The organism is Mesorhizobium sp. B2-5-3 (assembly GCF_006441005.1).
In the GTDB taxonomy this organism is placed as follows: Bacteria; Pseudomonadota; Alphaproteobacteria; order Rhizobiales; family Rhizobiaceae; genus Mesorhizobium.
On record NZ_VFUS01000005.1, the window covers coordinates 96,974 to 121,230 of the forward strand.

Annotated in this window: 21 protein-coding genes; 11 read left to right on the top strand and 10 right to left on the bottom strand. The window is 64.2% G+C overall.

Features of this window, described 5'->3' with window-relative positions; translation table 11 throughout:
* The first annotated feature begins 239 nt into the window (after nt 1-239).
* The 3 genes from ilvD to FJ867_RS13410 all read left to right on the top strand — a co-directional run bounded on the left by ilvD (nt 240) and on the right by FJ867_RS13410 (nt 4,769).
* Complete coding sequence (gene ilvD, locus FJ867_RS13395) at nt 240-2,084, top strand: dihydroxy-acid dehydratase (protein WP_140559734.1); 1,845 nt, start codon at nt 240-242, stop codon at nt 2,082-2,084.
* Between the two features lie 273 nt (nt 2,085-2,357).
* Nucleotides 2,358-3,638 (top strand): amidohydrolase family protein, encoded by a 1,281-nt coding sequence (locus FJ867_RS13405; RefSeq protein ID WP_140817611.1) that lies wholly within the window; start codon nt 2,358-2,360, stop codon nt 3,636-3,638.
* A gap of 207 nt (nt 3,639-3,845) precedes the next feature.
* Nucleotides 3,846-4,769 carry a DMT family transporter gene (locus FJ867_RS13410; RefSeq protein WP_140497079.1) on the top strand — a complete coding sequence of 308 codons (924 nt, stop codon included), beginning with the start codon at nt 3,846-3,848 and terminating at the stop codon, nt 4,767-4,769.
* Here FJ867_RS13410 and FJ867_RS13415 read toward each other — a convergent pair.
* Nucleotides 4,766-5,668, bottom strand: coding sequence for a phosphotransferase family protein (locus FJ867_RS13415; RefSeq protein ID WP_140497077.1), 903 nt, complete (start codon nt 5,666-5,668; stop codon nt 4,766-4,768). The genes FJ867_RS13410 and FJ867_RS13415 overlap by 4 nt on opposite strands.
* A gap of 104 nt (nt 5,669-5,772) precedes the next feature.
* Between FJ867_RS13415 and FJ867_RS13420 the strand changes: the two genes are divergently transcribed.
* A complete protein-coding gene (locus tag FJ867_RS13420; RefSeq protein WP_181165288.1) occupies nt 5,773-6,405 on the top strand; it encodes a class I SAM-dependent methyltransferase in 633 nt (210 codons plus the stop codon).
* Here FJ867_RS13420 and FJ867_RS13425 read toward each other — a convergent pair whose 3' ends face one another.
* Together FJ867_RS13425 and FJ867_RS13430 are read right to left on the bottom strand one after the other, a co-directional pair.
* Nucleotides 6,406-8,859, bottom strand: a complete 2,454-nt coding sequence (locus tag FJ867_RS13425; RefSeq protein WP_140817613.1) for an FAD-dependent oxidoreductase — start codon at nt 8,857-8,859, stop codon at nt 6,406-6,408.
* A 4-nt stretch (nt 8,860-8,863) separates the two neighbouring features.
* Complete coding sequence (locus FJ867_RS13430; protein WP_140497071.1) at nt 8,864-9,742, bottom strand: phosphotransferase family protein; 879 nt, start codon at nt 9,740-9,742, stop codon at nt 8,864-8,866.
* Nucleotides 9,743-10,185: 443 nt separating this feature from the next.
* Here FJ867_RS13430 and FJ867_RS13435 point away from each other — a divergent pair, with 443 nt between their 5' ends.
* Nucleotides 10,186-10,956, top strand: a complete 771-nt coding sequence (locus FJ867_RS13435) for a DeoR/GlpR family DNA-binding transcription regulator (RefSeq protein ID WP_140556827.1) — start codon at nt 10,186-10,188, stop codon at nt 10,954-10,956.
* Between the two features lies 1 nt (nt 10,957).
* Here FJ867_RS13435 and FJ867_RS13440 read toward each other — a convergent pair whose 3' ends face one another.
* Nucleotides 10,958-11,857, bottom strand: a complete 900-nt coding sequence (locus tag FJ867_RS13440; RefSeq protein WP_140817615.1) for an NAD(P)/FAD-dependent oxidoreductase — start codon at nt 11,855-11,857, stop codon at nt 10,958-10,960.
* Complete coding sequence (locus FJ867_RS13445) at nt 11,847-12,296, bottom strand: Rrf2 family transcriptional regulator (RefSeq protein ID WP_140497064.1); 450 nt, start codon at nt 12,294-12,296, stop codon at nt 11,847-11,849. Before FJ867_RS13445 ends, FJ867_RS13440 begins: the two co-directional genes overlap by 11 nt.
* Nucleotides 12,297-12,385: 89 nt before the next feature.
* On the opposite strand from FJ867_RS13445, the gene FJ867_RS13450 reads away from it, so the two are divergent.
* From FJ867_RS13450 to FJ867_RS13480, 6 genes are all read left to right on the top strand, one after another.
* Entirely contained in the window at nt 12,386-13,312 is a 927-nt protein-coding gene (locus FJ867_RS13450; protein WP_140513010.1) for a LysR substrate-binding domain-containing protein, read from the top strand.
* 125 nt (nt 13,313-13,437) lie between these two features.
* The gene (locus FJ867_RS13455; protein WP_140513012.1) at nt 13,438-14,592 is read left to right on the top strand and encodes an ABC transporter substrate-binding protein; all 1,155 of its coding nucleotides are present in this window, start codon (nt 13,438-13,440) and stop codon (nt 14,590-14,592) included.
* 199 nt (nt 14,593-14,791) lie between these two features.
* Entirely contained in the window at nt 14,792-15,790 is a 999-nt protein-coding gene (locus FJ867_RS13460) for an ABC transporter ATP-binding protein (protein WP_140817617.1), read from the top strand.
* A gap of 223 nt (nt 15,791-16,013) precedes the next feature.
* On the top strand, nt 16,014-16,979 hold the full coding sequence (locus FJ867_RS13470; protein WP_140817619.1) for an ABC transporter permease: 966 nt from the start codon (nt 16,014-16,016) through the stop codon (nt 16,977-16,979).
* Nucleotides 16,969-17,784, top strand: a complete 816-nt coding sequence (locus FJ867_RS13475; RefSeq protein ID WP_140523673.1) for an ABC transporter permease — start codon at nt 16,969-16,971, stop codon at nt 17,782-17,784. The genes FJ867_RS13470 and FJ867_RS13475 overlap by 11 nt, the downstream gene beginning before the upstream one ends.
* A 163-nt stretch (nt 17,785-17,947) precedes the next feature.
* Nucleotides 17,948-19,375 carry a gamma-aminobutyraldehyde dehydrogenase gene (locus tag FJ867_RS13480; RefSeq protein WP_140817621.1) on the top strand — a complete coding sequence of 476 codons (1,428 nt, stop codon included), beginning with the start codon at nt 17,948-17,950 and terminating at the stop codon, nt 19,373-19,375.
* 151 nt (nt 19,376-19,526) lie between these two features.
* Here FJ867_RS13480 and FJ867_RS13485 read toward each other — a convergent pair whose 3' ends face one another.
* The 5 genes from FJ867_RS13485 to FJ867_RS13505 all read right to left on the bottom strand — a co-directional run bounded on the left by FJ867_RS13485 (nt 19,527) and on the right by FJ867_RS13505 (nt 24,160).
* Entirely contained in the window at nt 19,527-20,936 is a 1,410-nt protein-coding gene (locus FJ867_RS13485) for an FAD-binding oxidoreductase (RefSeq protein ID WP_140817623.1), read from the bottom strand.
* Nucleotides 20,937-21,224: 288 nt separating this feature from the next.
* Complete coding sequence (locus FJ867_RS13490) at nt 21,225-21,539, bottom strand: hypothetical protein (RefSeq protein ID WP_140497050.1); 315 nt, start codon at nt 21,537-21,539, stop codon at nt 21,225-21,227.
* Nucleotides 21,540-21,572: 33 nt separating this feature from the next.
* Nucleotides 21,573-22,001 (bottom strand): nuclear transport factor 2 family protein, encoded by a 429-nt coding sequence (locus tag FJ867_RS13495; protein ID WP_224518980.1) that lies wholly within the window; start codon nt 21,999-22,001, stop codon nt 21,573-21,575.
* Between the two features lie 18 nt (nt 22,002-22,019).
* The gene (locus FJ867_RS13500; RefSeq protein WP_140657857.1) at nt 22,020-22,499 is read right to left on the bottom strand and encodes a carboxymuconolactone decarboxylase family protein; all 480 of its coding nucleotides are present in this window, start codon (nt 22,497-22,499) and stop codon (nt 22,020-22,022) included.
* Nucleotides 22,500-22,606: 107 nt separating this feature from the next.
* Nucleotides 22,607-24,160, bottom strand: a complete 1,554-nt coding sequence (locus tag FJ867_RS13505; protein ID WP_140497048.1) for an alpha/beta fold hydrolase — start codon at nt 24,158-24,160, stop codon at nt 22,607-22,609.
* Nucleotides 24,161-24,257: the final 97 nt, after the last annotated feature.

Genomic DNA, 24,257 nt, shown 5'->3' on the forward strand with positions numbered 1-24,257 from the left:
AATGGAACGGCCGTCTGAGAAAATGGTCCCACTCCCTTGCCGTTGATCCAAGGACGGGCGCCCGGTAGGCGATCCGACACGGGAGGCCATCTTTTTTCGCAAACTCTGAATTTTTCTGGAGAATCTGGCGCATTGCAAAAATGTGGCCAGACAATAATTGCCGGTCTATAACGCCTGCGATCCATATTCAGGGCCGCGACGCTCCGCATCGGGCGCAGCCAGCCAGCTAAGGAAAGTTCATGCCTGCCTATCGCTCCCGCACCACCACCCATGGCCGCAACATGGCCGGCGCCCGCGGCCTCTGGCGCGCCACCGGCATGAAGGACAGCGATTTCGGCAAGCCGATCATCGCCGTGGTCAACTCCTTTACCCAGTTCGTGCCGGGCCACGTCCACCTGAAGGATCTCGGCCAGCTGGTCGCGCGCGAGATCGAGAAGGCCGGCGGCGTCGCCAAGGAATTCAACACCATCGCCGTCGATGACGGCATCGCCATGGGCCATGACGGCATGCTCTATTCGCTGCCGTCGCGCGAACTGATCGCCGATTCCGTCGAGTACATGGTCAACGCCCACTGCGCCGACGCCATGGTCTGTATCTCCAATTGCGACAAGATCACGCCCGGCATGCTGATGGCCTCGCTGCGCCTCAACATCCCGACCGTCTTCGTCTCCGGCGGGCCGATGGAAGCGGGCAAGGTGGTGCTCGCCGGAAAGGCGCAGGCGCTCGACTTGGTCGACGCCATGGTCGCCGCCGCCGACGACAAGATCTCCGACGAGGACGTCAAGGTCATCGAGCGCTCCGCCTGCCCGACCTGCGGTTCCTGCTCGGGCATGTTCACCGCCAATTCGATGAACTGCCTGACCGAAGCGCTCGGCCTGTCGCTGCCGGGCAACGGTTCGACACTGGCGACGCACGCCGACCGCAAGCGGCTGTTCGTCGAGGCCGGACACTTGATCGTCGATCTCGCCCAACGCTATTACGAGCAGGACGACGAGACGGCGCTGCCGCGCAGCATCGCTTCAAAGGGCGCGTTCGAGAACGCCATGACGCTCGACATCGCGATGGGTGGCTCGACCAACACCGTGCTGCACATCCTGGCCGCGGCGCATGAGGGTGAGGTCGACTTCACCATGGAGGATATCGACCGGCTGTCGCGGCGGGTGCCCGTGCTGTGCAAGGTGGCGCCGGCCAAGTCCGACGTGCACATGGAGGACGTCCACCGCGCCGGCGGCATCATGGCGATCCTCGGCCAGCTCGACCAAGCCGGACTGATCAACCGCGACCTGCCGACCGTGCACACATCAAGCCTCGGCGAGGCGCTCGATCATTGGGATATTTCGCGCACCTCAAGCCAGAACGTGCGAGATTTCTTCCTCGCCGCGCCCGGCGGCGTGCCGACGCAGGTCGCCTTCAGCCAGGATCGTCGCTGGGACGAGCTCGATCTGGACCGCGAGACGGGCGTTATCCGCTCGGCGAAGACGCCTTTTTCCAAAGACGGCGGCCTTGCCGTGCTCAAGGGCAACCTGGCGCTCGACGGCTGCATCGTGAAGACGGCCGGCGTCGACGAGTCGATCCTGAAATTCACCGGCCCGGCGCGGGTGTTCGAAAGCCAGGATGCCTCGGTCAAGGCGATCCTGTCGAATGAGATCAAGGCCGGCGACGTCGTCGTCATCCGCTATGAAGGACCGCGCGGCGGCCCCGGCATGCAGGAAATGCTCTATCCGACCAGCTATTTGAAATCGAAGGGCTTGGGCAAGGCTTGCGCGCTGATCACCGACGGGCGCTTCTCCGGCGGCACGTCGGGGCTCTCGATCGGCCATGTCTCGCCCGAAGCCGCCGAAGGCGGCACGATCGGGCTGGTGCGGGAAGGCGACACGATCGAGATCGACATCCCCAACCGCTCGATCCGCCTCGCCGTGAGCGATGAGGAGCTCGCCAGCCGCCGGGCGGCAATGGCGGCCAAGGGCGCTCTGGCGTGGAAGCCCGAAGAGAAGCGTAAGCGCAAGGTGACGACCGCATTGCGCGCCTACGCCGCCTTCGCCACCAGCGCCGACAAGGGTGCGGTGAGGCACGTTCCGGAGTAGCGCTCGAATCGGCCAGGTTTCGTGCTGCCCCTCATTGTCCTGCCGGACATTTCTCCCCGTAAGTGACGGGGAGAAAGGGCTATAACCAAAGATTTCGCCAATTGTAGACGTTGCAAAAATGGCGGCGAGGTCGCAGCATCTCCCTTCTCCCCGTCTCTATACGGGGAGAAGATGCCGGCAGGCGGATGAGAGGCGGCGCCACGTGGCAAGATTTTTCGCCCGCCGCGATCACGGCGGCAGCCGACAGGTGCTGATTCTTCGGGGACGACACAGATGGATTTCGACCTTATCGTTCGCGGCGGCACATTGCCTGACGGCAGGGTTGCCGACATCGGCATCGTCGGCGAGACGATCGCGACGATCGAGCCGAAGCTCGATGGCAACGCCGGCACGACGATCGACGCGCGGGGCAATCTGGTCTCTGCGCCGTTAGTCGACCCGCACTTCCATATGGATGCGACGCTCTCCTACGGCATTCCGCGGATAAACGCCTCGGGCACGCTGCTCGAAGGCATTGCTCTGTGGGGCGAACTGAAGCCGCTCCTGACGCATGAGGCGGTGCGCGATCGCGCGCTCGCCTATTGCGACTGGGCGGTGTCGATGGGATTGCTCGCCATCCGCACCCATGTCGACGTTTGCGACGACAGGCTGCTGGCGGTCGAGGCGCTGCTCGATGTCAAGAAGACGGTGGCGCCCTATATCGACCTGCAATTGGTCGCCTTTCCACAGGATGGGCTCTACCGCTCGCCCGGTGCACGGGAAAACACCATCCGCGCGCTGGATCTGGGCGTCGATATCGTCGGCGGCATTCCCCATTTCGAGCGCACCATGGCCGACGGCACGCGCTCGGTGACCGAGCTTTGCGAGATCGCGGCAGAACGCGGCCTGATGGTGGACCTGCATTGCGACGAGACCGACGACCCGCTGTCGCGCCACATCGAGCAACTGGCCTATGAGACGCAGCGTCTCGGCCTTCAGGGCAAGGTGGCCGGCTCGCATCTCACCTCGATGCATTCGATGGACAATTACTACGTCTCGAAACTCCTGCCGCTGATCGCCGAGGCGGGCGTCTCCGCCATCCCCAATCCTCTGATCAACATCATGCTGCAGGGGCGCCACGACACGTTTCCCAAGCGCCGCGGCATGACTCGGGTCAAGGAGATGCTGGCGCTGGGCATCCGCGTCGGCTGGGGCCAGGATTGCGTGCTCGATCCCTGGTATTCGCTGGGCTCCGCCGACATGCTCGACGTCGCCTTCATGGGGCTTCACGTCGCCCAGATGTCGAGCCCGGCCGACATGGCGCGCTGTTTCGACATGGTCACCAACGTCAATGCCGCCATCATGGGGCTCGATCATCTAGGCCTCGCCGTCGGCAAGCGCGCCAGCCTGGTCGTCCTCGACGCCGGCAATCCGGTCGAGGCCATTCGCCTGCGCCCTGAACGCATTTGCGTCATCGCCAGGGGCAAAGTGGTGGCGGAACGAACCAGGCAGGACACCAGGCTTGCCATCCCCGGCAGGCCGGCACTGGTGAACCGGCGGCACACATCGTCCTAGACCCAGCCGATTCCCGGCGCTGGCCTTGCCGATTCCCGGATTTCTCCTCGTCAAAGCGGCCGCTTCCGTCTACGACGCGGCCTGGAGCAATTCCAGGAAAAGTGTGTACGGTTTTCCGTCCGGAATTGCGCGAAATAAAGAGATAGAGCGGTTCGCCGTTTTCGTAAACGGTGAACCGCTCTAGACAGGCAAGGAATCGGGATCGGCATGACGCAACCCGTGGCGCAGAATACCACAATCAGGAACGTGCTTCTGGCCGGCATTCTGCTGATGCTGGCCGGCGACTTCCTGTTTGCGCTCAACGACGCCATGGGCAAATGGCTGGTCGCCAGCTTTTCCGTCGGCCAGGTGGTTCTGATCAGGTCGATCGGCGCGTTTTTCGTGCTCGGTCCGATGATCGCCCACCAGGGCGCCGCCAAGCTGTTCCGCATGGAAAGGCCCGAATTGCAGGTCCTGCGCGTCATCATGACCACGCTCGATACCGGGCTCTTCTATGCCGCCGTCGTCTATCTGCCGCTTGCGGATGTGATGAGCTTCTATATGGCCGGGCCGATCTATGTGGCGGCACTCTCCCATCTCCTGCTTGGCGAGAAGGTCGGCTGGCGCCGCTGGATGGCGATCCTGCTCGGCTTCTGCGGCGTGCTGATCATGCTCAAGCCCTCCTCGGCGGCTTTCTCGCTGTCGTCGGGCTTCGCGCTGGCGGGCAGCATTGCCTTCGCTTTCGCCATCATCCTCAACCGGCGCTTGCGCGGCACCAGCGACACCAATCTGGTGACATGGCAGACCATCGGCACGCTGCTGGTCGGCGGCGCCCTGACCATCGGCGCCTGGCACACGCCGTCGGCGCTCGATTTCGGCGCCATGCTGCTGCTCGGCATCGTCTCCTGCGGTGCCCATCTGATGATCACGCGGGCGCTCAAGCTGGCCCCGGCCTCGACGCTGGCGCCGCTGCACTACACGCTGCTTCTATGGGCGGTGGTCTTCGGGCTGGCGTTCTTCGGCGACGTTCCCGGCCCGCGCATCCTCATCGGCTCGGTCATCGTCGTGCTGGCCGGCTTGTTCATCTTCCATCGCCAGAAGGTGGTCGACACGACGGTGCCGCCTGAAAACGTGCCGAAGGGCGTGAATTAGCCCTCGCGGATCGCCGCCAGGTGCCGTGAAAATTCCGGCGTCTCCATCAGCGCCTTGCAGCGCGCGAAGCGGCCGTCGGCATAGGCCCGAAAATCGTCGACGGGATTGTCGTTGGCGAGCTGGATCAGTCCCCACAGTGTCCACAACAGGTCGCACATCCCCTTGTAGATGACGATGCGGCCGCGCTCCGCCGGTTTCGCCTCGCCGCCGAAATAGGCGCGCATCATCTCCTCGTCCTGCGCGGCATCGAACTTGCCTTCGACGGAGAGGTCGCCAAGATCCCAGAGCGGATCGTTCATTCCTGAATATTCCCAGTCGACGATCCACATCCTGTCACCCGCATCGATAAAATTCTCGCACAGCGGGTCGCAATGACAGGCGACGACGGGCAGCGGGTGGGCCGACAGCGCCGCGCGCACGCCACCGGCCTCGCGCACCACGTCGTGATAGCCGGCGGGCAGGGCGACCTCCTTGGTCGACAGCACCTTCAGATAGTCATCGATCATCGCGAACAGTTCGAAACGGAACGGAAACACCGCACCGGACGAATGCAGCTTGCGGAAGGCCTCTCCCGCACGCGCCGGGCTGCCCGGCCGAACCCTGAATTTTTCCGGCGACATGGTTACGGCGCCGGCGATGAAGCGCGTCACCATCACGCCGGTGCCCGGATCGACATGCAGCACCTCGGGGCTGACACCTGCCTTAGCCGCTTCGCGCGCCGCCACCGCCTCATTGGCGCGGTTGATATATTCCTCGGTGCCTTTGCCTGGAATGCGCAGGCAGAAGTCCCCGGCCTTGAAAACCAGGTTGGTGAGGCCGCCAAGCCGCTCCAGCGTCCCGTTATAGCCGGCCAGCATGGGAATGGCGGCAAGTTTTGTCCGTGCCTCGTCCATTGTCATGCCCGCTCCCCCGCTGTTATTTGTCGCAGAGACGGTTCCACAAAATTCGTGCTTTGGCTATCATCCGTGCGAGACCAATTTAGGGCATGGCGGACAGGACGAAAGTGACCGACAGCAAGCATAAGGGCGCGCTTGGCGCTGCCTACGCGGCCAAGCGCCCGGAAGACGTGGCGGCGCTCTATGACCGTTGGTCGCAGACCTACGACAGCGACATGTCGGCCGCCGGCTATCGTCATCCCACCATCTGCCTGGCCTTGCTGGCAAGGCATCTGCCGCGTGGCTCGGCCCCGCTGCTCGATGCCGGGGCCGGCACCGGGCTCATCGGCGAATGGCTCGACATTGCCGGCTATCCCGAGGTCGAGGCGCTCGACATCTCGCAAGGCATGCTGGATCAGGCAGAGCGCAAGGGCGTCTATTCGGCCCTGCATTGCCTGGCGCTTGGCGGGCCGCTGCCCTTTGCCGACAATGCCTATGCCGGGGTGATCTCGGCCGGCGTCTTTACCTCGGGCCATGTCGGTGCCGAAGGGCTGGACGAACTGATCCGCATCTGCCGGCCGGGCGGCGTGATCGTGCTGACGGTCAAGAATACGATCTGGGATCTGGGCTTTAACGCGCGGGTCGCGGAGCTGGAGGCGCAGGGGCTGGTCACCCGCATCGAGGAAACGCGCCCGTACGTCTCGATGCCGGGCGAGGCCGACACGGTGCCCAGCCGCTGCCTCGCCTTGCGTGTGAACTGATCAGGCTTTGATCCTGTTCCCGGCCGGATCATACATCGGCTCGAGATGGATCTTTGCCGGCGTGCGCTGCATCGCCACGACCAGCTCATAGCGGCCCGAGGCGAGAAAATCGTCGCTCACGCCGTCGGCATTGCGCACATAGCCGTAGCCGATGTTCTTCTCCACGGTGTAGCCATAGCCGCCGCTGCTGAGATAGCCGACCGGCTCGCCATTGCGCAGGATCGTCTCGCGCCCGACGAGCACGATGTCCTGATCGTCGACCGTGAAGCCGGCGAAACGCTTCTTCAATGGCCCGCCAGTGATTTTCTCCAAGGCGCGCCGCCCTACGAAATCCGTGTTCTTGCGAAGCTTCACCGCCCAGCCGAGGCCGGCTTCCAGCGGCGTGTCGTTGGGGGTGATATCGGAGCCCCAGGCGCGATAGCCCTTTTCCAGTCGCAGCGATTCCAGGGCCCGGTAGCCGACCGGGCGGATATCATGTTGCTTGCCTGCCGACATCAACGCGTCGAAGATCTCGCCGGTTGCGGAGATCGGCACGTGCAGCTCCCAGCCGAGTTCCCCGACATAGGTGACGCGCAACGCCCGCACGGTGTGGCCGGCAACGACAATCTCGCGGGCATGGCCGAATGGGAAACCGCTGTTGGAAACGTCGGCATCGGTCACGCCGGCCAGCACTTCGCGGGCGCGCGGTCCCATCAGCGACAGCGTGCCGAAATCCTCGGTGACGTCGGTGAGCGTGATGTCGAGCTCCTTTTCGACATGGTCGCTGATCCAGGACAGGTCATGGGTGCGGAAGCCCGTGCCGGTAACGATATAGAACCTGTCCTCGCCGAACCGCGACACGGTGAGATCGGCCTCTATGCCGCCGCGCGTGTTGAGAAGCTGCGTATAGGTCAGCCGGCCGGCCGGCTTGTTGACGTCATTGGCGCAAATCCAGTCCAGCGCCTTCGGCGCGTCGGGCCCGGTCAGCTCGTATTTGGCGAAGGACGACTGGTCGAAGATGCCGACCTTCTCGCGCACATGGCGATGTTCGTCGCCGACGGCTGAAAACCAATTCTGCCGGCCCATGGAATAGACGTCACGCGGCTCGACGCCTTCGGGGGCGAACCAGTTCGGCCGCTCCCAGCCGAGCTTCGAACCGAACACGGCGCGATGCTGTTTCAGCCTATTGTACAGCGGCGAAACGATGCGCGGCCTGCCGGAGAGATACTCCTCATGTGGAAAGCCGATCGTGTAGTGCTTGCCATAGGCTTCCAGCGTGCGCTCGCGGACCCAATGCCGGTCGCGGTGCAGGCTGGAAAAGCGCCTGATGTCGACGACCCACAGATCGAACGGCGCCTCGCCATCGACCACCCATTGCGCCAGCACCCAGCCGGCGCCGCCGCCCGAAGCGATGCCGAAGGCGTTGAAGCCGGCGCCGACGAACATGTTGGCGCATTCGGGCGCCACGCCGAGGATGAAATTGCCGTCCGGCGTGAAACTCTCGGCCCCGTTGATCATCTGCTTGACGCCGACGGTTTCCAGCGCCGGCACGCGCGCGATCGCCTGGCTCATATGTTGTTCGAAATGATCATAGTCGTCGTCGAACAGCCGAAACTCCCAGTCATTGGGCACGTCGCCTCCGGGGAGATCAGGCGTCCAGGCCTGCGGGTTTGGCTCATAGCCGCCCATCACCAGCCCGCCGACCTCTTCCTTGAAATAGGTGCGCCGGTCCGGGTCGCGGATGGTCGGGACATCGGTCGCCAGCCCGTCGATCTTCTCGGTGACGATAAACTGGTGCTTCACCGGCTGCAGCGGCACGTTGATGCCGGCCATGGCGCCAACCTGCCGTGCCCATTGTCCTGCGCAGTTCACCACCTTGTCGCAGGCGATGTCGCCCATGTTGGTCTTCACCGCAATGATGCGGCCGCCTTTGATCTCGAAGCCGGTGACGCGCACTTCCTCGTAAAGCCTTGCGCCATGCATGCGCGCGCCCTTGGCCAGCGACTGGGTGACGTCGGATGGGCTCGCCTGACCGTCGGTCGGCAGCCAGGAAGCGCCGACGAGATCGCCGGTTTCCATCAGCGGCCACATGTTCTTGACCTCCGCCGGCGACAGCAACTGCATGTCCATGCCAAAGCTCTTCGCTGTCGTCGCCAGCCTCTCGTACTCGGTCCAGCGGTCGGCATTGGTGGCAAGGCGCAGGCACCCGCTCATCTTCCAGCCGGTGGCGAGGCCGGTCTCGGCCTCCAGCCCCTTGTAGAGGTTGACCGAATATTTGAGCACGCGGGTGATCGAGGCCGACGAGCGCAGCTGCCCGACCAGGCCGGCGGCGTGCCAGGTCGAGCCCGAAGTCAGCTTGCCCTGTTCGAGCAGCACCACATCTGCCTTGTGGTCGCGGGCCAGATGGTAGGCCGTCGAGCAGCCGATAATGCCGCCGCCGATGACGACGATCGCTGCCTGGGTTGGCAAGGTCATGAATTCAGGTCCCGTATTTTGTCCGGTAGTTTTCCAGCGCGGCATCGAGCCGCGTCAGGTTCTCTTCCGTGTAGGCGACGTAGTCGATGCCGGGCACGTCGAGGTAGAGTTCCGAAACCATGCTCCACATCGCCTCGCGCAGCAGCGAGGCGCATTGCATGGCTGCATGCGAGCGGCGGATCGCCTCGTCCGGCTCCTTCATGAAATAAGCGGTCAGGAAGGCGAAGGATTCCTCGTCGCTCATGCCCGCGTTCGAGGCGACGCCGGCAAGGTCGAACATCGCGGTATTGAAGCCGGCATATTCGAAGTCGATCAGCCATAGCCTGCTGCCGTCGTCGAGAATATTCGCCGGCAAAAGATCATTGTGGCCGAACACGATCGGCAGCAGTTTCTGGGCGCGTTCGAGCTCGTCGGCCAGCATCAGCAGACGCGGCAGGTCGCTCGCCTTGCGGCTGCCGGCGTCCTCCAGCGTGCGCGCATAGTCGCGGATGACGTGGAACACCCAGAACATGAAGCCGGCACCGGAGACGTGGTTGGGCATCTCGCGGTGGAAGCCGCGCATCAGGGCGGCGACACGGCCGAGATTGGCGCGCACGTCCTCAGCCAGACAGGTCTTGGCGCCGAGATACTCCGTCACGAGAATGCCGGGTTCGGCATGGCGGACCGCCGGCGCGAAACCGGCGGCATGCGCGGCGCGTGCGGTCATCACCTCACGCTCGCGAAAGACGTGGTGGAAGGGATAGTCCCTGCCGAAACGCACGACATGCCTCCCGGCGGCGTCCTTAACCCGATAATTGGCATTGCTCAGCCCGCCGGGCAGCGGCTCGATCTCGACGCTGCCTGTCCAGCAAGGCAGGGCGCGGATGCGGTCCTCGGCCGTCATGAATTCGCCCTTCGTACGGCAAGGCGCCGACGGGGCGGCGCCGCCGTGGCGACCCGCCGTTTGTCCGGACGCTCGTTCTGGCAAAGACCTCGCCGGCGCGGCATTCGGGATCGGTATCCCGCGCCGCACCGACGAGCCCCACGTGCCGGGCTCTTCGAGGCCGGCATCCGCCCCCGCGGATGAGAAAATTCTTCCAGTCGCCCTCGCGTCAGGCAGTTTCCAGACCTTGGGGCACACAAATTCGGATCAGGCTCCGCTATCGCTTTTCCGTGGCAGTGCGAGCCTGACACGGCATCAGTGTCACGCCGGGTAAGCCACGTTGTCAACGAGATTCTGTGGCTTTTTCTGCTTTCCTGCCCGTATTCTTTCGAGATTCCTTGTAATATGCGGCAGATTTGCCATAGAAGCGGTCACTGCATCATGGCGCGACTGGAAATGACCCGATGAGCCATTCCAAGCGGCACGGCGAAATCCTGCGGTTTCTGCAGGAGGAAGGCACCGTCACCATCGCCAGCCTGGCCGACCGGCTGGGCGTTTCGCTGGAGACCGTGCGCCGCGACGTCAAGCCCCTCACCAGCGACGGCTCGCTCCTGAAGATGCATGGCGCCGTCGGCCTGCCGTCGACGATCGGCGAAGCGCCGTTCGAACGGCGCATGCGAGAGAACGCCGAGGCCAAGCGCCTCATCGCCCGCATGGTCGCCGCCACCATCCGCGACGGCGAATCGATCATGCTCGACACGGGAACGACCACCTCGTTCCTGGCGCGTGAACTGCTCGGCCATCGGCGGCTGACGGTCGTCACCAACTCATCCGACATCGCCCGCACGCTGGCCACCGTCAACGGCAACAAGGTCTACATGGCCGGCGGTGAGCTGCGCAGCGATTCCGGCGCAGCCTTCGGCGCCTCGGCCATCGACTTCGTCAGCCGCTTCTCGGTCAGCCATGCGGTGATCTCGACGGGTGCCGTCGATGCGGTGACGGGTGTCATGGACTACGATCTCGACGAGGCCGAGTTCGCCCGCATGGTGCTGTCGCGCGGCCAGCGTTCGCTCGTCGTCACCGATCATTCCAAGTTCGGGCGCCAGGGCTTGGTCCAGGTCTGCGGCTTCGATGGCTTTTCCGAGCTCGCCACCGACCGGCCGCCGCCGCGCGACATCGCTGCTGGCCTGGCGCAGGCCGGCGCGCGGCTCAGCGTCGCGGGCAACGCAGCCTGAGCTAACCGAATACCAGTGACTGGTGGGCGCATATGCCGGCGAAGGCGCCGCCCGATACGGCGAAGGCGATGTTGTGCATCGCGCGTGATGCGTCCCCGGCGGCGAAGACGCCGGGGACCGTCGTCTGCTGCCTGTCATCGATTGATATCACCGGGCCGAGTGGACCGTCCGTGAAGCCGCAACCGAGCTGTTCGGCCATCGGGCTCGCCATGCTATTGCGCGGGGCGGTGAATATCGCGCGAACCCCGGCCTTTCGGCCGCCGTCGAGGATCACCGTCAAGCCGCCCGTGCCATCCTCCCGCAGTTCGGCGACCGCAGCGGGTTCGAACCTCACATTCTTGCCTTCCAGGGCAGACATCTGTTCGGCATCGGGCTCGATCAGGCGATTGCCGAACAGCGTGACGTCGCCCCAGTCGGCGATCAACTGCGCCTGATGCAGGGACATGGGCCCGGTCGCCAGCACGCCAAGCGGCCCGCCGGAAACCTCGTAGCCGTGGCAATAGGGGCAGTGCAGCACGGTCTTGCCCCACTGCTCGGCAAGCCCGGGAACTTCCGGCAGGATGTCGCGCACGCCGGTGGCCAGAACCAGCCGCGCGGCGCCAAAGGTCTCGCCGCCCTCTGTGCTGATTTCGAAGTCGCTGCTGCTATTGGCGACCGCCTTGTCCGCACGTCCGTTGACAAGGCGAGCCGTCGGATAGGCTAGCAACTGCCGTCTTGCCTCCTCCAGGATGGCGCCTGGCGTGCGCCCGTCCTGGCCGAGGAAGCCGTGCGAATGCGCGGCGAACCGATTTCGGGGCTGGCCGGCGTCGATCACCAGGACGTTGCGCCGGGCCCGGGCCGCCTGGATGGCGGCGGACAAGCCGGCAAAGCTGCCGCCGACGACGGCAAGATCATACTGCATGGCTGGAGACTCCGATGAGGTCGTAACGGCGGCGGAAGTCGGCGGTCAGGTCGGCCAGCGTGATACGGCTGAGCTTCTCCGCCAGCAGCTTCTCCGCCGCGATCCGAAAATCGTCGAGGACGGCGATCACGGCCTGCTCGACAAGGCAGCCGGGGCTCTCCGGCTCGGTGCCGAACGGCAGCAGCGTCTCGCCAAGCGCGGCGCTGATTTCGGCCAGCGAGATCTCGTCGGGCGGGCGCCCGAGCAGCCAGCCGCCGCCATGTCCGCGTGAAGAGGTGACGATGCCGGCATCCCGCAACCCGGCGATGTTGCGGCGCACCACGACCGGATTGGTATGGATGAAGGTGGCAAGCTGCTCCGAGGTCAGCGCCCGCTCGGGCTTCTCGGCCATGTGGACCAGAATGTGCAAGGTGGAAGACAGCCGGCTGTTGCGTTTCATGTAACTTATTTAGTTACAATTCTGGGGGCCGTCAAGTTGCCGATCCGTTTCCACTTCCCAGTGTCGTCCCCGCCGTGTTTAGTCCGGCCATGGCTTTCACCATCCGCCAGTTGCAGTTCTTCATCGCCGTCGCCGAGCAGGGCACGGTGTCGGGTGCCGCGCAGAACCTCTCCATTTCGCAATCCTCGGTCACCGAAGCGATCAAGGAGCTCGAAGGCGATCTCGGCGTCGAATTGTTCGACCGCCATCCGCGCGGCCTCAACATCACCCACAAGGGCCACCAGTTCCTGCGTCATGCCACCAAGATCCTGGCCGATGTGTCCGATGCGCGCCGCGCCTTCCTCGGCGAGCAGGCGACAGCGGGCGGCCGGCTGCAGCTCGGCGTCACCTCGCTGGTCGCCGGCTATGTGCTGTCGGACCTGCTTTCCCGCTACCGTCGTGCCTATCCCGGCGTCGAGGTCTCGGCAATCGAGGACAATGGCGACTATCTCGAGCATCTGCTGATCGGCGGCAAGCTGGACATCGCCGTGATGGTCACGTCCAATCTGCGCGACCGAACCGCGCTGCAATCGGAAATCCTTGAAGTCTCGGCTTACCGCCTGTGGCTGCCGCTCGGGCATCCGCTCGCCGGCGCCGACATCATCGGCATCGGCGACATCGCTTCGGAGCCGCTGATCATGCTGACCGTCGACGAGATCGAGGAGAACACCGGCAAGTTGCTGACGGCAATCGGCGCCAAGCCGCATGTCGCCTTCCGCACCCGTTCGGTCGAAGCGGTGCGCAGCCTCGTCGCCACCGGCGCGGGCGTGGCGCTGCTGCCCGACCTCGTCTACCGGCCGTGGTCGCTGGAAGGCGACCGCATCGAGTCGCGCGACGTCTCCGGTGCCCTACCCGTCGTCCAGGTCGGGATGGTCTGGCGCCGCGGCTCCGGCCTGCCGCAGGCTGCGCGCGATTTCATCGGTCTGGCGCAGTCGCAGCGCATGGTTCGCCAGCGCCCCGACAAGAACGGCCGCTAATCTATCGGAAAAACCGATATCCCCCTTCTGATAAATGAATTTGCGAAACCGGGATTTTCACAGCAACTTCGCTTCAGGGAACAAAGCCGCCGCCGAAGCGCGGGCCTATCAATGGGAGATCGATGATGAATTCATTCCTGAAGTCATGCACTGCATTGACGGTCGCGCTGACCTTCTCCGGCCAGGCCATCGCTCAGGTCACGGAACTCGGCAAGGGTGAAGGCGAGGTCGATATCGTCGCCTGGCCGGGCTATATCGAGCGTGGCGAAACCGACAAGGGCTATGACTGGGTCACCGCCTTCGAGAAGGAAAGCGGCTGCAAGGTCAACGTCAAGACCGCCAACACGTCGGACGAGATGGTCTCGCTGATGAACGAGGGCGGCTTCGACCTCGTCACCGCTTCGGGCGATGCATCGCTGCGCCTCGTTGCCGGCAAGCGCGTGCAGCCGATCAATACCGATCTCATCCCGAGTTGGAAGACGGTCGACGACCGCATCAAGGACGCCCCCTGGTTCACCGTCGACAAGGTGCATTACGGCGTTCCCTACCAGTGGGGGCCGAACGTGCTGATGTACAATACCGATGTCTTCAAGGAAGCGCCCAAGAGCTGGAACATCGTCTTCGAGGAGATGAAGCTGCCGGACGGCAAGTCCAACAAGGGCCGCGTCCAGGCCTATGACGGCCCGATCCACATTGCCGATGCCGCCAACTACCTGATGTTCCACAAGCCGGAGCTCGGCATCAAGGACCCCTATGAGTTGAACGAGGACCAGTACAAGGCCGCGCTTGAGTTGCTGCGCGTCCAGCGCACGCTGGTCGGCCGCTACTGGCACGACGCCGCCATCCAGGTCGACGATTTCCAGAACGAAGGCGTGGTTGCCTCCGGCTCGTGGCCATACCAGGTCAACACGCTGATCGCGGCCAAGAAGCCCATCGCCTCGACCGTGCCGGAGGAAGGCGTCACCGGCTGGGCCGACACCACTATGATGGAGGCCGACGCGGCACATCCGAACTGCGCCTATATGTGGCTCGAACACTCGCTTTCGCCCAAGGTGCAGGGCGACGTCTCGGCCTGGTTCGGCTCGCTGCCGGTCGTCCCCGCCGCCTGCAAGGGCAACGAGCTCCTGACCGACGAAGGCTGCAAGACCAACGGCTACGAAAACTTCGACAAGATCAAGTTCTGGAAGACGCCGGTGACCAAATGCGCCACCCAGAACGACCAGTGCGTGCCCTATTACCGCTGGGTGTCGGACTATATCGGCGTCATCGGCGGGCGATGATTTTCTTCACCCTCCCCTTGTGGGGAGGGTCGACGCGCAGCGTCGGGGCGGGGCGTCGCGGCGGTCTGTGCCAGAGCACCCCCACCCGCGACTTCGCCGCGACCTCCCGCATCGAGAGGAGGTAAGTGGCGCGCGTTCGCCGTCCAGCCACGATTGCGGGCGACCGAAGAGAACCCAATCGGCAAGAGACTGACACCCCATGACCTCAGCCGTTTCCTTTCAAAAAGTCTCGCGCCATTTCGGCAGCGTGCGCGCCGTCGACACGGTCGACCTCGAAATCGTGCCTGGCGAGTTCTTCGCCATGCTCGGGCCGTCCGGTTCCGGCAAGACGACCTGCCTGCGCCTCATTGCCGGCTTCGAGCAGCCGACGGCGGGTTCGATTTCGATCTTCGGCGAGCGCGCCGAGGGCGTTCCGCCTTATCGCCGCAACGTCAACACCGTCTTCCAGGACTATGCGCTGTTCCCGCATCTCGATGTGCTCGACAATGTCGCCTATGGTTTGATGGTCAAGGGCGTCGGCAAGGCCGGGCGGCACAAGGCAGCGGAAGAGGCGCTGTCGCTGGTCAGGCTGCCCGGCTACGGCGCCCGCCGCCCTGGCCAGCTTTCCGGCGGTCAGCGCCAGCGCGTCGCGCTGGCCCGCGCACTGGTCAACCAGCCCAAGGTGCTGCTGCTCGACGAGCCGCTCGGCGCGCTCGACCTCAAATTGCGCGAGAACATGCAGGAAGAGCTGAAGTCGCTGCAAAAGGCGCTCGGCATAACGTTCGTCTTCGTCACCCACGATCAGGGCGAGGCGCTGTCGATGGCCGATCGCGTCGCCGTCTTCAACGACGGCAGGATCATGCAGATCGGCACGCCGGAAGATATCTACCAGCGGCCGAGCACTCGCTTCGTCGCCGATTTCGTCGGTTCCTCCAACGTGCTGCCGCCGGATTTCGTCCAGCGCTATTGCGGCCAGCGCCGCTGGGGCAGCCTGCGACCCGAATCCATCCGCGTCGGCCGCGCCGCGAAAGGCGAGGGCGTCGCCGCGCGCCTCGTCTCAACTAACTATCTCGGGGCGACCACCAGGCTGGCGCTCGATGCCGACGGTCTGAAATTGCACGCCATCGTGCCTGCCGGCACGGCCTTGCCCAGGGAAGGCGAGGCGGTGGTGCTCACCTTCAACCGGGAGAGCCTGCATTTGATGGACGAGGCGGTGTGATGAAGGCTTGCGCGAAGCACCCCCCTCTGTCCTGCCGGACATCTCCCCCGCAAGGGGGGAGATTGGCTGCCCTTTCGGGTTTCGCCAATTTCCAACGTCGCAGAATTGGCGAGGCTGAGAAATTGCCAATCTCCCCCCGTGAGGGGGAGATGTCCGGCAGGACAGAGGGGGGCGACGCAGAACGCGGCCTCTCATATAATTCTCTTCAGCACACGGCGGCCCCATGACCATTGCCGCGCTCAACCCCAGCCCAGCCCCTGCCATCCTGCCCGGCAGCGGCGGCATACGCGGCGCGCTCTCCGACCTCTTCTGGCGCAGGCCGCAACTGCTCCTTCTGCTTATGCTGCTGCCGCCGGTCCTGTGGCTCGGCATCGTCTATATCGGCTCGTTGTTCGCTCTTTTGGCGCAGAGCTTTTTCTCGATCGACGAGTTCTCCGGGCTTATCAACCGTGAGTTCACGTTGAAGACCTATGGCGACCTGTTGCAGGCCGCCAATCTGGACATCATTCTGCGCACGGTGACGATGGCGGCCCTGGTGACGCTGGCCTCGGCTGTCGTCGCTTTCCCCATTGCCTATTACGCGGCGCGCTATGCGCGCGGCCGCTGGAAAGCGCTGTTCTATCTCGGCGTCATGCTGCCGCTGTGGTCGAGCTACCTGGTCAAGATCTACGCCTGGAAATTGATCCTGGCCAAGGAAGGCATTCTCACCTGGCTGCTCGCCAAGCTGAAGCTGTTGGGGTTGCTCGATGCGTGGCTGTCGCTGCCGGTCGTCGGCGGCAACTCGCTGTCGGTGTCGTTCACCGGCACCTTCATCGTCTTCGTCTATGTCTGGCTGCCCTTCATGATCCTGCCGGTGCAGGCAGCCCTCGAGCGCGTGCCCGGCAATCTGGTCGAAGCCTCTTCCGACCTTGGCGCGTCGCCCGGCCAGACTTTTCGCAATGTGCTGTTCCCGCTGGCGCTGCCCGGCATCGTCGCCGGCTCGATCTTCACCTTTTCGCTGACATTGGGCGACTACATCATCCCGCAGATCATCGGCACGTCGCGCCTGTTCATCGGCCAGGCCGTCTATTCGCAGCAAGGCACGGCCGGCAACATCCCGCTCGCCGCCGCCTTCACGGTGGTGCCGATCGTCATCATGGGCTTCTATCTCTGGGGCGCCAAGCGCATGGGGGCCTTCGATGCGCTCTGACCGTGCCCAATCGGCTCCGCTTGGCCTGAAGATCGCTGCGGCCTGCGGGTTGCTGTTCCTGCATCTACCGATCCTGCTGATCTTCGTCTATGCCTTCACGACCGAAGAGAAGAGCTTCGTCTGGCCGCCGCCGGGGCTCACCACGCAGTGGTTCGCCGTCACCTGGAACCGGCCGGACGTGTGGCAAGCGCTGTCGCTCTCGGTGCGCGTCGCCGCCATCTCAACGGCCATCGCGCTGGTTCTCGGCACGCTGTGCGCCGCCGCGGTGTCACGGACGAAATTCTTCGGCCGTGAAACCATTTCGCTGCTGGTCATCCTGCCGATCGCGCTGCCCGGCATCATCACCGGCATTGCGCTGCGTTCGGCTTTCGCGCTGGCCGACATTCCGTTCTCGTTCTGGACGATCGTGCTCGGCCACGCCACCTTCTGCGTGGTTGTCGTCTACAACAATGCCGTTGCCCGCTTCCGCCGCACCTCGGGCTCGATGATCGAGGCCTCGATGGATCTCGGCGCGGATGGTTTCCAGACCTTCCGGCATATCGTGTTGCCCAACATCGCCACGGCGCTGCTTGCCGGCGGCATGCTGGCCTTCGCGCTGTCGTTCGACGAGGTCATCGTCACCACCTTCACCGCCGGCCAGCAGCAGACGCTGCCGATCTGGATGCTTGAAGAACTGATCCGCCCGCGCCAGCGCCCGGTCACCAATGTCGTGGCGATGGTGGTGGTGCTGGTGACGCTGCTGCCGATCCTCGCCGCCTACTACCTGACCCGCGACGGCGACCAGATCGCCGGCAGCGGGAAATGAAATAGTGAGCAGTGAGTAGTGAGTAGTGAGTAGTGAATGGGAGGATGGTGAATAGTAGTTTTGGATAGTGAATACGCGGCAGAAACCTACTCACTATTCACTACTCACTACTCACTACTCACTATTCATCATTCACTACTCACTATTGCCAATGGAGAATCCAATGGACACCCAGATGTTGATCGGCTCGAAGTTCGAGAAAGGCACCGAGACCGAGGAGCCGGTCCTCAATCCGAAGACCGGGGCGACCATTCTCAATCTCCCCGAGGCGAGCCCGGCGCAGATCGAGGCGGCGGTGACGGCTGCCGGGAAAGCGTTCGCGGCTTGGTCGCGAACCACGCCCGCGCAGCGCTCGGGCTATCTCCTTAAGATCGCCGACCGCATAGAGGCCGAAGCCAGGGAATTCGCGGCGCTCGAGGCGCTGAACTGCGGCAAGCCGATCAATGCCGTGCTCAATGATGAAATCCCGGCGATCGTCGACTGCTACCGTTTCTTCGCCGGCGCCGTCCGCTCCATGCCAGGCCAGGTAGCCGGCGAATACCTGCCGGGCCACACCTCGATGGTCCGGCGCGATCCGATCGGCATCGTCGCTTCCATCGCGCCGTGGAATTACCCGTTGATGATGATGGCCTGGAAGCTGGCGCCGGCGATCGGCGGCGGCAATACGGTCGTCTTCAAACCGTCGGAACAGACGCCGCTGACGGCGCTGAAACTGGCGAAGATCCTGGCCGAAATCCTGCCCGAAGGGGTCGTCAATGTCGTGCTCGGACGCGGCGAGAGCGTCGGCAATACGCTGATCAACCATCCCAAGGTCAACATGATCTCGATCACCGGCGATGTCGCCACCGGCAAGAAGGTGCTGCAGGCGGCCGCCAAGTCGGTCAAGCGCACGCATCTGGAACTCGGCGGCAAGGCCCCGGTCATCGTCTTCGATGATGCCGACCTCGGCGCCGTGGTCAACGGCCTGCGCGCCTTCGGCTACTACAATGCCGGCCAGGACTGCACCGCCGCCTGCCGCATCTATGCCGGCAAGAAGGTCTACGACAAGCTCGTCGCCGATCTCTCCTCGGCCGTGTCGACCATCAAGTACAATCTGCCGGACGATGCCGAGAACGAGATCGGCCCGCTGATCTCGCGCCGCCAACGCGATCGTGTCTCGAGCTTCGTCGAGCGCGCCTCGGAATTGAAGCACATCGAGATCACCACCGGCGGCAAGCCGGGCGAGGGCACCGGCTTCTACTACCAGCCGACCGTCGTCGCCGGCGCCTTGCAGGAGGACGAGATCGTGCGCCGCGAAGTCTTCGGCCCGGTGGTCTCGGTCACCCGTTTCACGGAAGTCGACGAGGCGGTGAACTGGGCCAACGACAGCGATTATGGCTTGGCGTCATCGGTATGGACCAGGGACGTCTCGCGCGCCATGGCGACGGCCGCTCGCCTGCAATATGGCTGCACCTGGATCAACACCCACTTCATGCTGACCAACGAGATGCCGCATGGCGGGCTGAAGCAGTCCGGTTACGGCAAGGACATGTCGCTCTACGCGCTGGAGGATTATACCGCCGTGCGCCATGTGATGGTGGCGCACGGGTAATCTGTCTCCTTCCGGCAAAGGCAGATCTTATATGGCTGTGGCCGGCGCCGGCGACCCCGCTTGAGAGGGTCGTCAGCGCCATTCCACTTCGCGATTGCGCTGCATTTGACAGGCACGGCCGCCGAACGGCATCAGCGGCGAGACCCCGGCACTACGCGGCCGTCCGGCCCGGCATCGCCGACGTCGCGGGCTTGATGTTCAGGTTGACCCGGAAGACATTGGATGGGTCGTAGGTTCGCTTAACCTGGCTCAGCCGCTCGTAATTCCCGCCATAGCTCGCCTGCAAGCGCGCGTCTCCTTCATCGTCCATCATGAAGTTCACGTAGCCGCCCTCGCCATTATGGGGATGGACGCTCGCCCAGTAATTCCGTGCCCACGCGGTCAGGTCGGCGGCTTTGCCCGGATCGGGGTCGATGGCGGCGATGACCATCGACCAGCTTGCGTCACGCGCGTTCCAGGCGGTCTCGTCCTTGCCGACGCGGCGGACGGCGCCGTCAATCGGGTATAGATGCATGAGCGACAATTCGCTGGGCGCCTGGGCGGCCTGTGCGATATGGGTCGCGATCGCTTCGTCGGGAAGCGACTTGACGAAATCGCCCTTCCAGTACCATTGCAGGCCTTTCGGAAGGAGCGGGTCGAATAGCGACTGCATCGCCGGGAACGGCATTACGCCCATCCAGTTGAACATTGGCGGCGGCAAGGTGTCCAGCAGCGGCGCCATGGCCTTGCGCCCGTCCTCCTCCGTGCCGTTGTAGCACGAGATGATGGCACAGGCGCGCTTGCCCCAATGCTCGCGCGGGAAAGGATCGCTCGAAGGGACGGATTTGAGGCCGACGAAAGCGCCGAGGTCTTCCGGCGCTTCCGGCAGGTAGTCGCGATAGGTACGCATGACCGCCGACGCGTGCCTGGCGTCCCAGAACACCGGACCGCCGAAGATCATGTTCACCGGATGAGCCTGGAACAGGAAGCTGGTTACCACGCCAAAATTGCCGCCGCCGCCCCGGAGCGCCCAGAACAGGTCGGGATTCTCGCTTTTGCTGGCCTTCGCCATGCTGCCATCGGCCAGCACCAGATCGGCCTCGATCAGATTATCGATGGTGAGGCCGTATTTGCGCGTGAGATAGCCGGTTCCTCCACCGAGGGTAAGGCCGGCGACGCCCGTGGTCGAAACGATGCCGAACGGAACGGCGAGCGCGAAAGGATGGGTGGCGTGGTCCACGTCGCCCGAAGTGCAGCCGGGCGCGACCCTCACGGTGCGGGTTTTCGGGTCGACATGGACGCCTTTCATCATCGACAGGTCGATGACGAGACCGTTGTCGCAAATCCCCAATCCCGCGCCGTTGTGGCCGCCGCTGCGCACGGCGATGAGGAGGTCGTTTATGCGCGCGAACCTTACAGCGGTGATCACGTCGGCGACATCGACGCAGCGTGCAATCAGCGCCGGACTCTTGTCGATCATGCCGTTGTAGACCTTGCGGGCCTCCTCATAGCCGGCTCCGCCGCGCAGGATCAGCTCTCCGCGCAAGCCTTCACGCAGTTTTGCATAGGTTTCGTCGGTCATCGGTTTCCTCCCTGATCGCGCCCGCGCCATATGGTTTCGACGCGACGATTTATCTTGTTGCTTTGCTTGTGCCGTCCATCCGTCGGGTGCGCAGGATGGTGCAGGAGAGCACATTGCACCGATCCGGCTCCTCGCTGCTTCGCCCGAAAGGGCCAGTGGGGAAATGGCCCGGGAGAGCCATAGCGGGCAGGCGGAAGCCGTCATGGTAGCGAAAGCGCGTCGCGTCGAAAGGGACCGATGCGGCGCGCTTCAGATCGTTGTTCTATGGGCACCTTTGGGCGACATGCATTATTCGACGATGCGGAAAATCTGCCAGAGGCTGGTGCCCGACACGACGTAAGGCTCGATCTCCTTGCCCCATTTGGCATGCGCGTCGATTTTGCCGATCCTGGCGAAGAACTCTTCCAACTGGGCCAGGCTTTCGACCTGGTGGTGAGATTCGACCGTCGCCTCCCGCGCGCCGATCGAACCCGTCATGATCTGGAACTTCAGGTCGGCGACGCCGACCTGCGAACCGATCTCGGATTCCCATTTCCGCAAGAGGTCGAGCACGGTCTGCTTGTGTCCGAACCTGGCGTCGATCTGCCATCTGGCGCTGAACATGTTTTCCTCCTCCGAAGATGCGGCTGATGCCGCTTACTCGTCCCAGGCCTGCACGACCGTCTGCCGTGCAATCCGCCCGCCCTTGAGTTCCAGCATCGCCGCACAGAACACCTTGGTCCCGTCCGGGTAGGCGCAGGCTTGCGTGAAGGCGAGATTGTCGCCATCGGCAATGGTGGTATCGACCTTGTGGGTCATTGCCCGGCTGCAGATGTCGTCCCAGAATGTGCTGATCGCCGCTCGGCCGCGGATCTCGCGCGGCTTGCTCGGCGGATTATTGCGGTCGACGACCCGCAACACCGCATCGTCGGCGTAAAAGCTCGACAGCATCTGTCCGTCGCGCCCTTCGATGGCTTTCTTGATTGCCGCGCCGTCAACGGTCTGTGTCTTGGTCAGCATTTCGTCCTCCATGGGCCCGTCTTCCCGATCGGGCGGTTGATGAGCAAAGTGCTGCCCGGCGGTCATCGCCGTGCAGCGATAGTGTCACTGCGACTTGGCCTTCACGGCCGCGAACACGTCGTCGGTCTGCTTCTTGAAGGCTGTGAGGTCGACCTGGCTGCCGTTGAGCATCGTCGACCAGTGGCGAACGATCGCGGCCATCGCCACCGCTTCCTTGATCTCCTCGTCGGTCGCGCCGTTGAGCTTGGCGGCCTCGGTGTGGAAGTAGACGCAGTACTGGCAAGGAATCTGCGAGGCGACGGCAAGCCCCATGAGTTCCTTGGTCTTGCCGTCGAGTGCGGTCTTGGGGTTGAGCTGCATCGACTTTATCTCGGCCCAGGCACCGGCGACCGCCACGTCAGGCAAAGTCCTGAACATGTCCGGTACGGAGCCGAGCGTGGCCTCTATGTCCTTGTATGCTGCCGTCGCCGAGGCATCCTCGGCCCGCGCCGGAGCCAGGGCCAGCAAGGCGCCGACGCCGGCCGCGATGACGAGCAATCTGGTCTTGCGACTTGATTTCACCATTTCATCCTCCCTTCGCAGTACCGTCACGGCGATATCGCCTGGCCTGCATGGGAAGAATTGATAATCCCCGACGCCATCGGCCGCTTCGCCCGAAAGCGCCATGGCCTTTATGGCCCGTGCGGGCCAGGGTTGCGTGCCGAAAACGCGGCCGCCGCCGCCCGCGACGGCAGGTCGAGCTTGAGCAATATGTTGGCGACGTGACGCTTGACCGTATGCTCGCTGAGGTTGAGCTCGGCGGCGATCGCGGCATTGCTTTTGCCGTCGGCGATCAGGCTCACCACCTCGCTTTCGCGCGCCGTCAGCGCGGCCGGTTCGGCAGGCCTGGGCTTGGATCGGCAGGCGGGTTCCAGATGCTGCTCGGACGTCGCAAGAACAAACGCCAACGGCTCGTCCAACTCGTCGAGCGCAATGCGTCCGCCATCGATGAAGTGTAGGCCGGAGCCGGTCGCCAGGTCGGAAACCAGCCGCGACGCCAGGATCTCGCCGCGGCTGGCATGGGCCGCAAGTTGTATGGTCACGCGTGCAGTCAAGCCGACCGGCGGTCCGCGCATCTCGATCTCGCCGACATGCACGCCCTGTGCACTGGCCACACCGATCTCCTGCGCCGCTTCGCGCAATGCCGCCGCGCAGCGTATGGCGCGCGCCGGACCGTCGAAGCGCGAGATCATCAGCTCGCCATGCGTGCCTGCGACACGTCCGCCATGGCGCCCCACCAGCAATCGCCAGGTCTCCTGGAATCGCTGGCTGCGCTCGCTCCACATGCGGTCGCCGAGGCGCGCCGTATCGTAGATACGCGTCACCAGCAATGCGGCGAGCACGCGCTCGCTGTCGGCCACGGCCGGCTCGCCGGTCAGGAATTCCTCGATCAGGTCGGCGACCCGGTCGACATCACCGGTCCACACCGGGTGGTCGCGCCCGGGGATTTCGACAAGCCGGGCGTTCGGGATTTTCCGGGCGAGAAAGCGGCTGGCATCGGGATCGACGCGCGCGTCGTTGCGGCGGTGGATCAGCAGCGTCGGCGCGCTGATCGCCGAGAGTATGCCGCGCACGTCTATGCCGGCATTCATTCGCGCCAGCGCCGCCGCCGCCGTTGGACTTGCCGACAGCCGCTCGAATCGCGACCACCAGGCGGCAAAGTGACTGTCTTCGACGCGGCCGGGCGCAAAATGCGGCAAGGTGGCGCCTGTGCCCCAGGCGGTTTCCGTCGTCGCGATGAATGCCTCCAGCCGTTCCGGCGGCATCACCCATCGGTGGAAATGGGCATAGCCGCCATAGAGCGCCAGGGCGCGTGTCCGCTCCGGATAGGTGGCGGCGAACAGCATGGCCATCGGAGCGCCTTCCGAGGCGCCGAGCAGGGCCGCGCGGCCGCTGCCGGCCGCGTCCATCACCGCACGCACGTCGTCCATGCGCGTTTCGAGGCTGGGGAGATGGTTGGCATCGACGCGGTCGGACAGGCCGGTGCCGCGCTTGTCGAATAGGATCAGCCTTGAGAAGGCGGAAAGCCGTTTCAGCAGCCTGCTATAGCCTTCATCCTCCCAATGCAGGTCGAGGTTGGAGATGAAGCCCGGCACGAAGACGAGATCGAACGCGCCTTGGCCGACCACCTGATAGGCGATCCGCACATCGCCGCTACGGGCGTATCGGGTCTCGATCGGCCTCACGAGTTGTTCCGCCCGGCCTGGCGATTTCGGATCGTCGACCATAGCAGAGCTGCGTCGCCTGCGGCAGCTTAAACTTTAGCGGAAGGAAATATAAGCG

Bases quoted from the DNA above. Each gene is read 5' to 3' on its own strand.
- FJ867_RS13405 (WP_140817611.1), top strand. From the start codon at position 2,358: ATGGATTTCGACCTTATCGTTCGCGGCGGCACATTGCCTGACGGCAGG.
- FJ867_RS13460 (WP_140817617.1), top strand. From the start codon at position 14,792: ATGACCTCAGCCGTTTCCTTTCAAAAAGTCTCGCGCCATTTCGGCAGC.
- FJ867_RS13450 (WP_140513010.1), top strand. From the start codon at position 12,386: ATGGCTTTCACCATCCGCCAGTTGCAGTTCTTCATCGCCGTCGCCGAG.
- FJ867_RS13470 (WP_140817619.1), top strand. From the start codon at position 16,014: ATGACCATTGCCGCGCTCAACCCCAGCCCAGCCCCTGCCATCCTGCCC.
- FJ867_RS13455 (WP_140513012.1), top strand. From the start codon at position 13,438: ATGAATTCATTCCTGAAGTCATGCACTGCATTGACGGTCGCGCTGACC.
- FJ867_RS13425 (WP_140817613.1), bottom strand. From the start codon at position 8,859: ATGACCTTGCCAACCCAGGCAGCGATCGTCGTCATCGGCGGCGGCATT.
- FJ867_RS13435 (WP_140556827.1), top strand. From the start codon at position 10,186: ATGAGCCATTCCAAGCGGCACGGCGAAATCCTGCGGTTTCTGCAGGAG.
- FJ867_RS13475 (WP_140523673.1), top strand. From the start codon at position 16,969: ATGCGCTCTGACCGTGCCCAATCGGCTCCGCTTGGCCTGAAGATCGCT.
- FJ867_RS13415 (WP_140497077.1), bottom strand. From the start codon at position 5,668: ATGACAATGGACGAGGCACGGACAAAACTTGCCGCCATTCCCATGCTG.
- FJ867_RS13430 (WP_140497071.1), bottom strand. From the start codon at position 9,742: ATGACGGCCGAGGACCGCATCCGCGCCCTGCCTTGCTGGACAGGCAGC.
- FJ867_RS13495 (WP_224518980.1), bottom strand. From the start codon at position 22,001: ATGACCGCCGGGCAGCACTTTGCTCATCAACCGCCCGATCGGGAAGAC.
- FJ867_RS13410 (WP_140497079.1), top strand. From the start codon at position 3,846: ATGACGCAACCCGTGGCGCAGAATACCACAATCAGGAACGTGCTTCTG.
- FJ867_RS13490 (WP_140497050.1), bottom strand. From the start codon at position 21,539: ATGTTCAGCGCCAGATGGCAGATCGACGCCAGGTTCGGACACAAGCAG.
- FJ867_RS13485 (WP_140817623.1), bottom strand. From the start codon at position 20,936: ATGACCGACGAAACCTATGCAAAACTGCGTGAAGGCTTGCGCGGAGAG.
- FJ867_RS13500 (WP_140657857.1), bottom strand. From the start codon at position 22,499: ATGGTGAAATCAAGTCGCAAGACCAGATTGCTCGTCATCGCGGCCGGC.
- FJ867_RS13440 (WP_140817615.1), bottom strand. From the start codon at position 11,857: ATGCAGTATGATCTTGCCGTCGTCGGCGGCAGCTTTGCCGGCTTGTCC.
- FJ867_RS13480 (WP_140817621.1), top strand. From the start codon at position 17,948: ATGGACACCCAGATGTTGATCGGCTCGAAGTTCGAGAAAGGCACCGAG.
- ilvD (WP_140559734.1), top strand. From the start codon at position 240: ATGCCTGCCTATCGCTCCCGCACCACCACCCATGGCCGCAACATGGCC.
- FJ867_RS13445 (WP_140497064.1), bottom strand. From the start codon at position 12,296: ATGAAACGCAACAGCCGGCTGTCTTCCACCTTGCACATTCTGGTCCAC.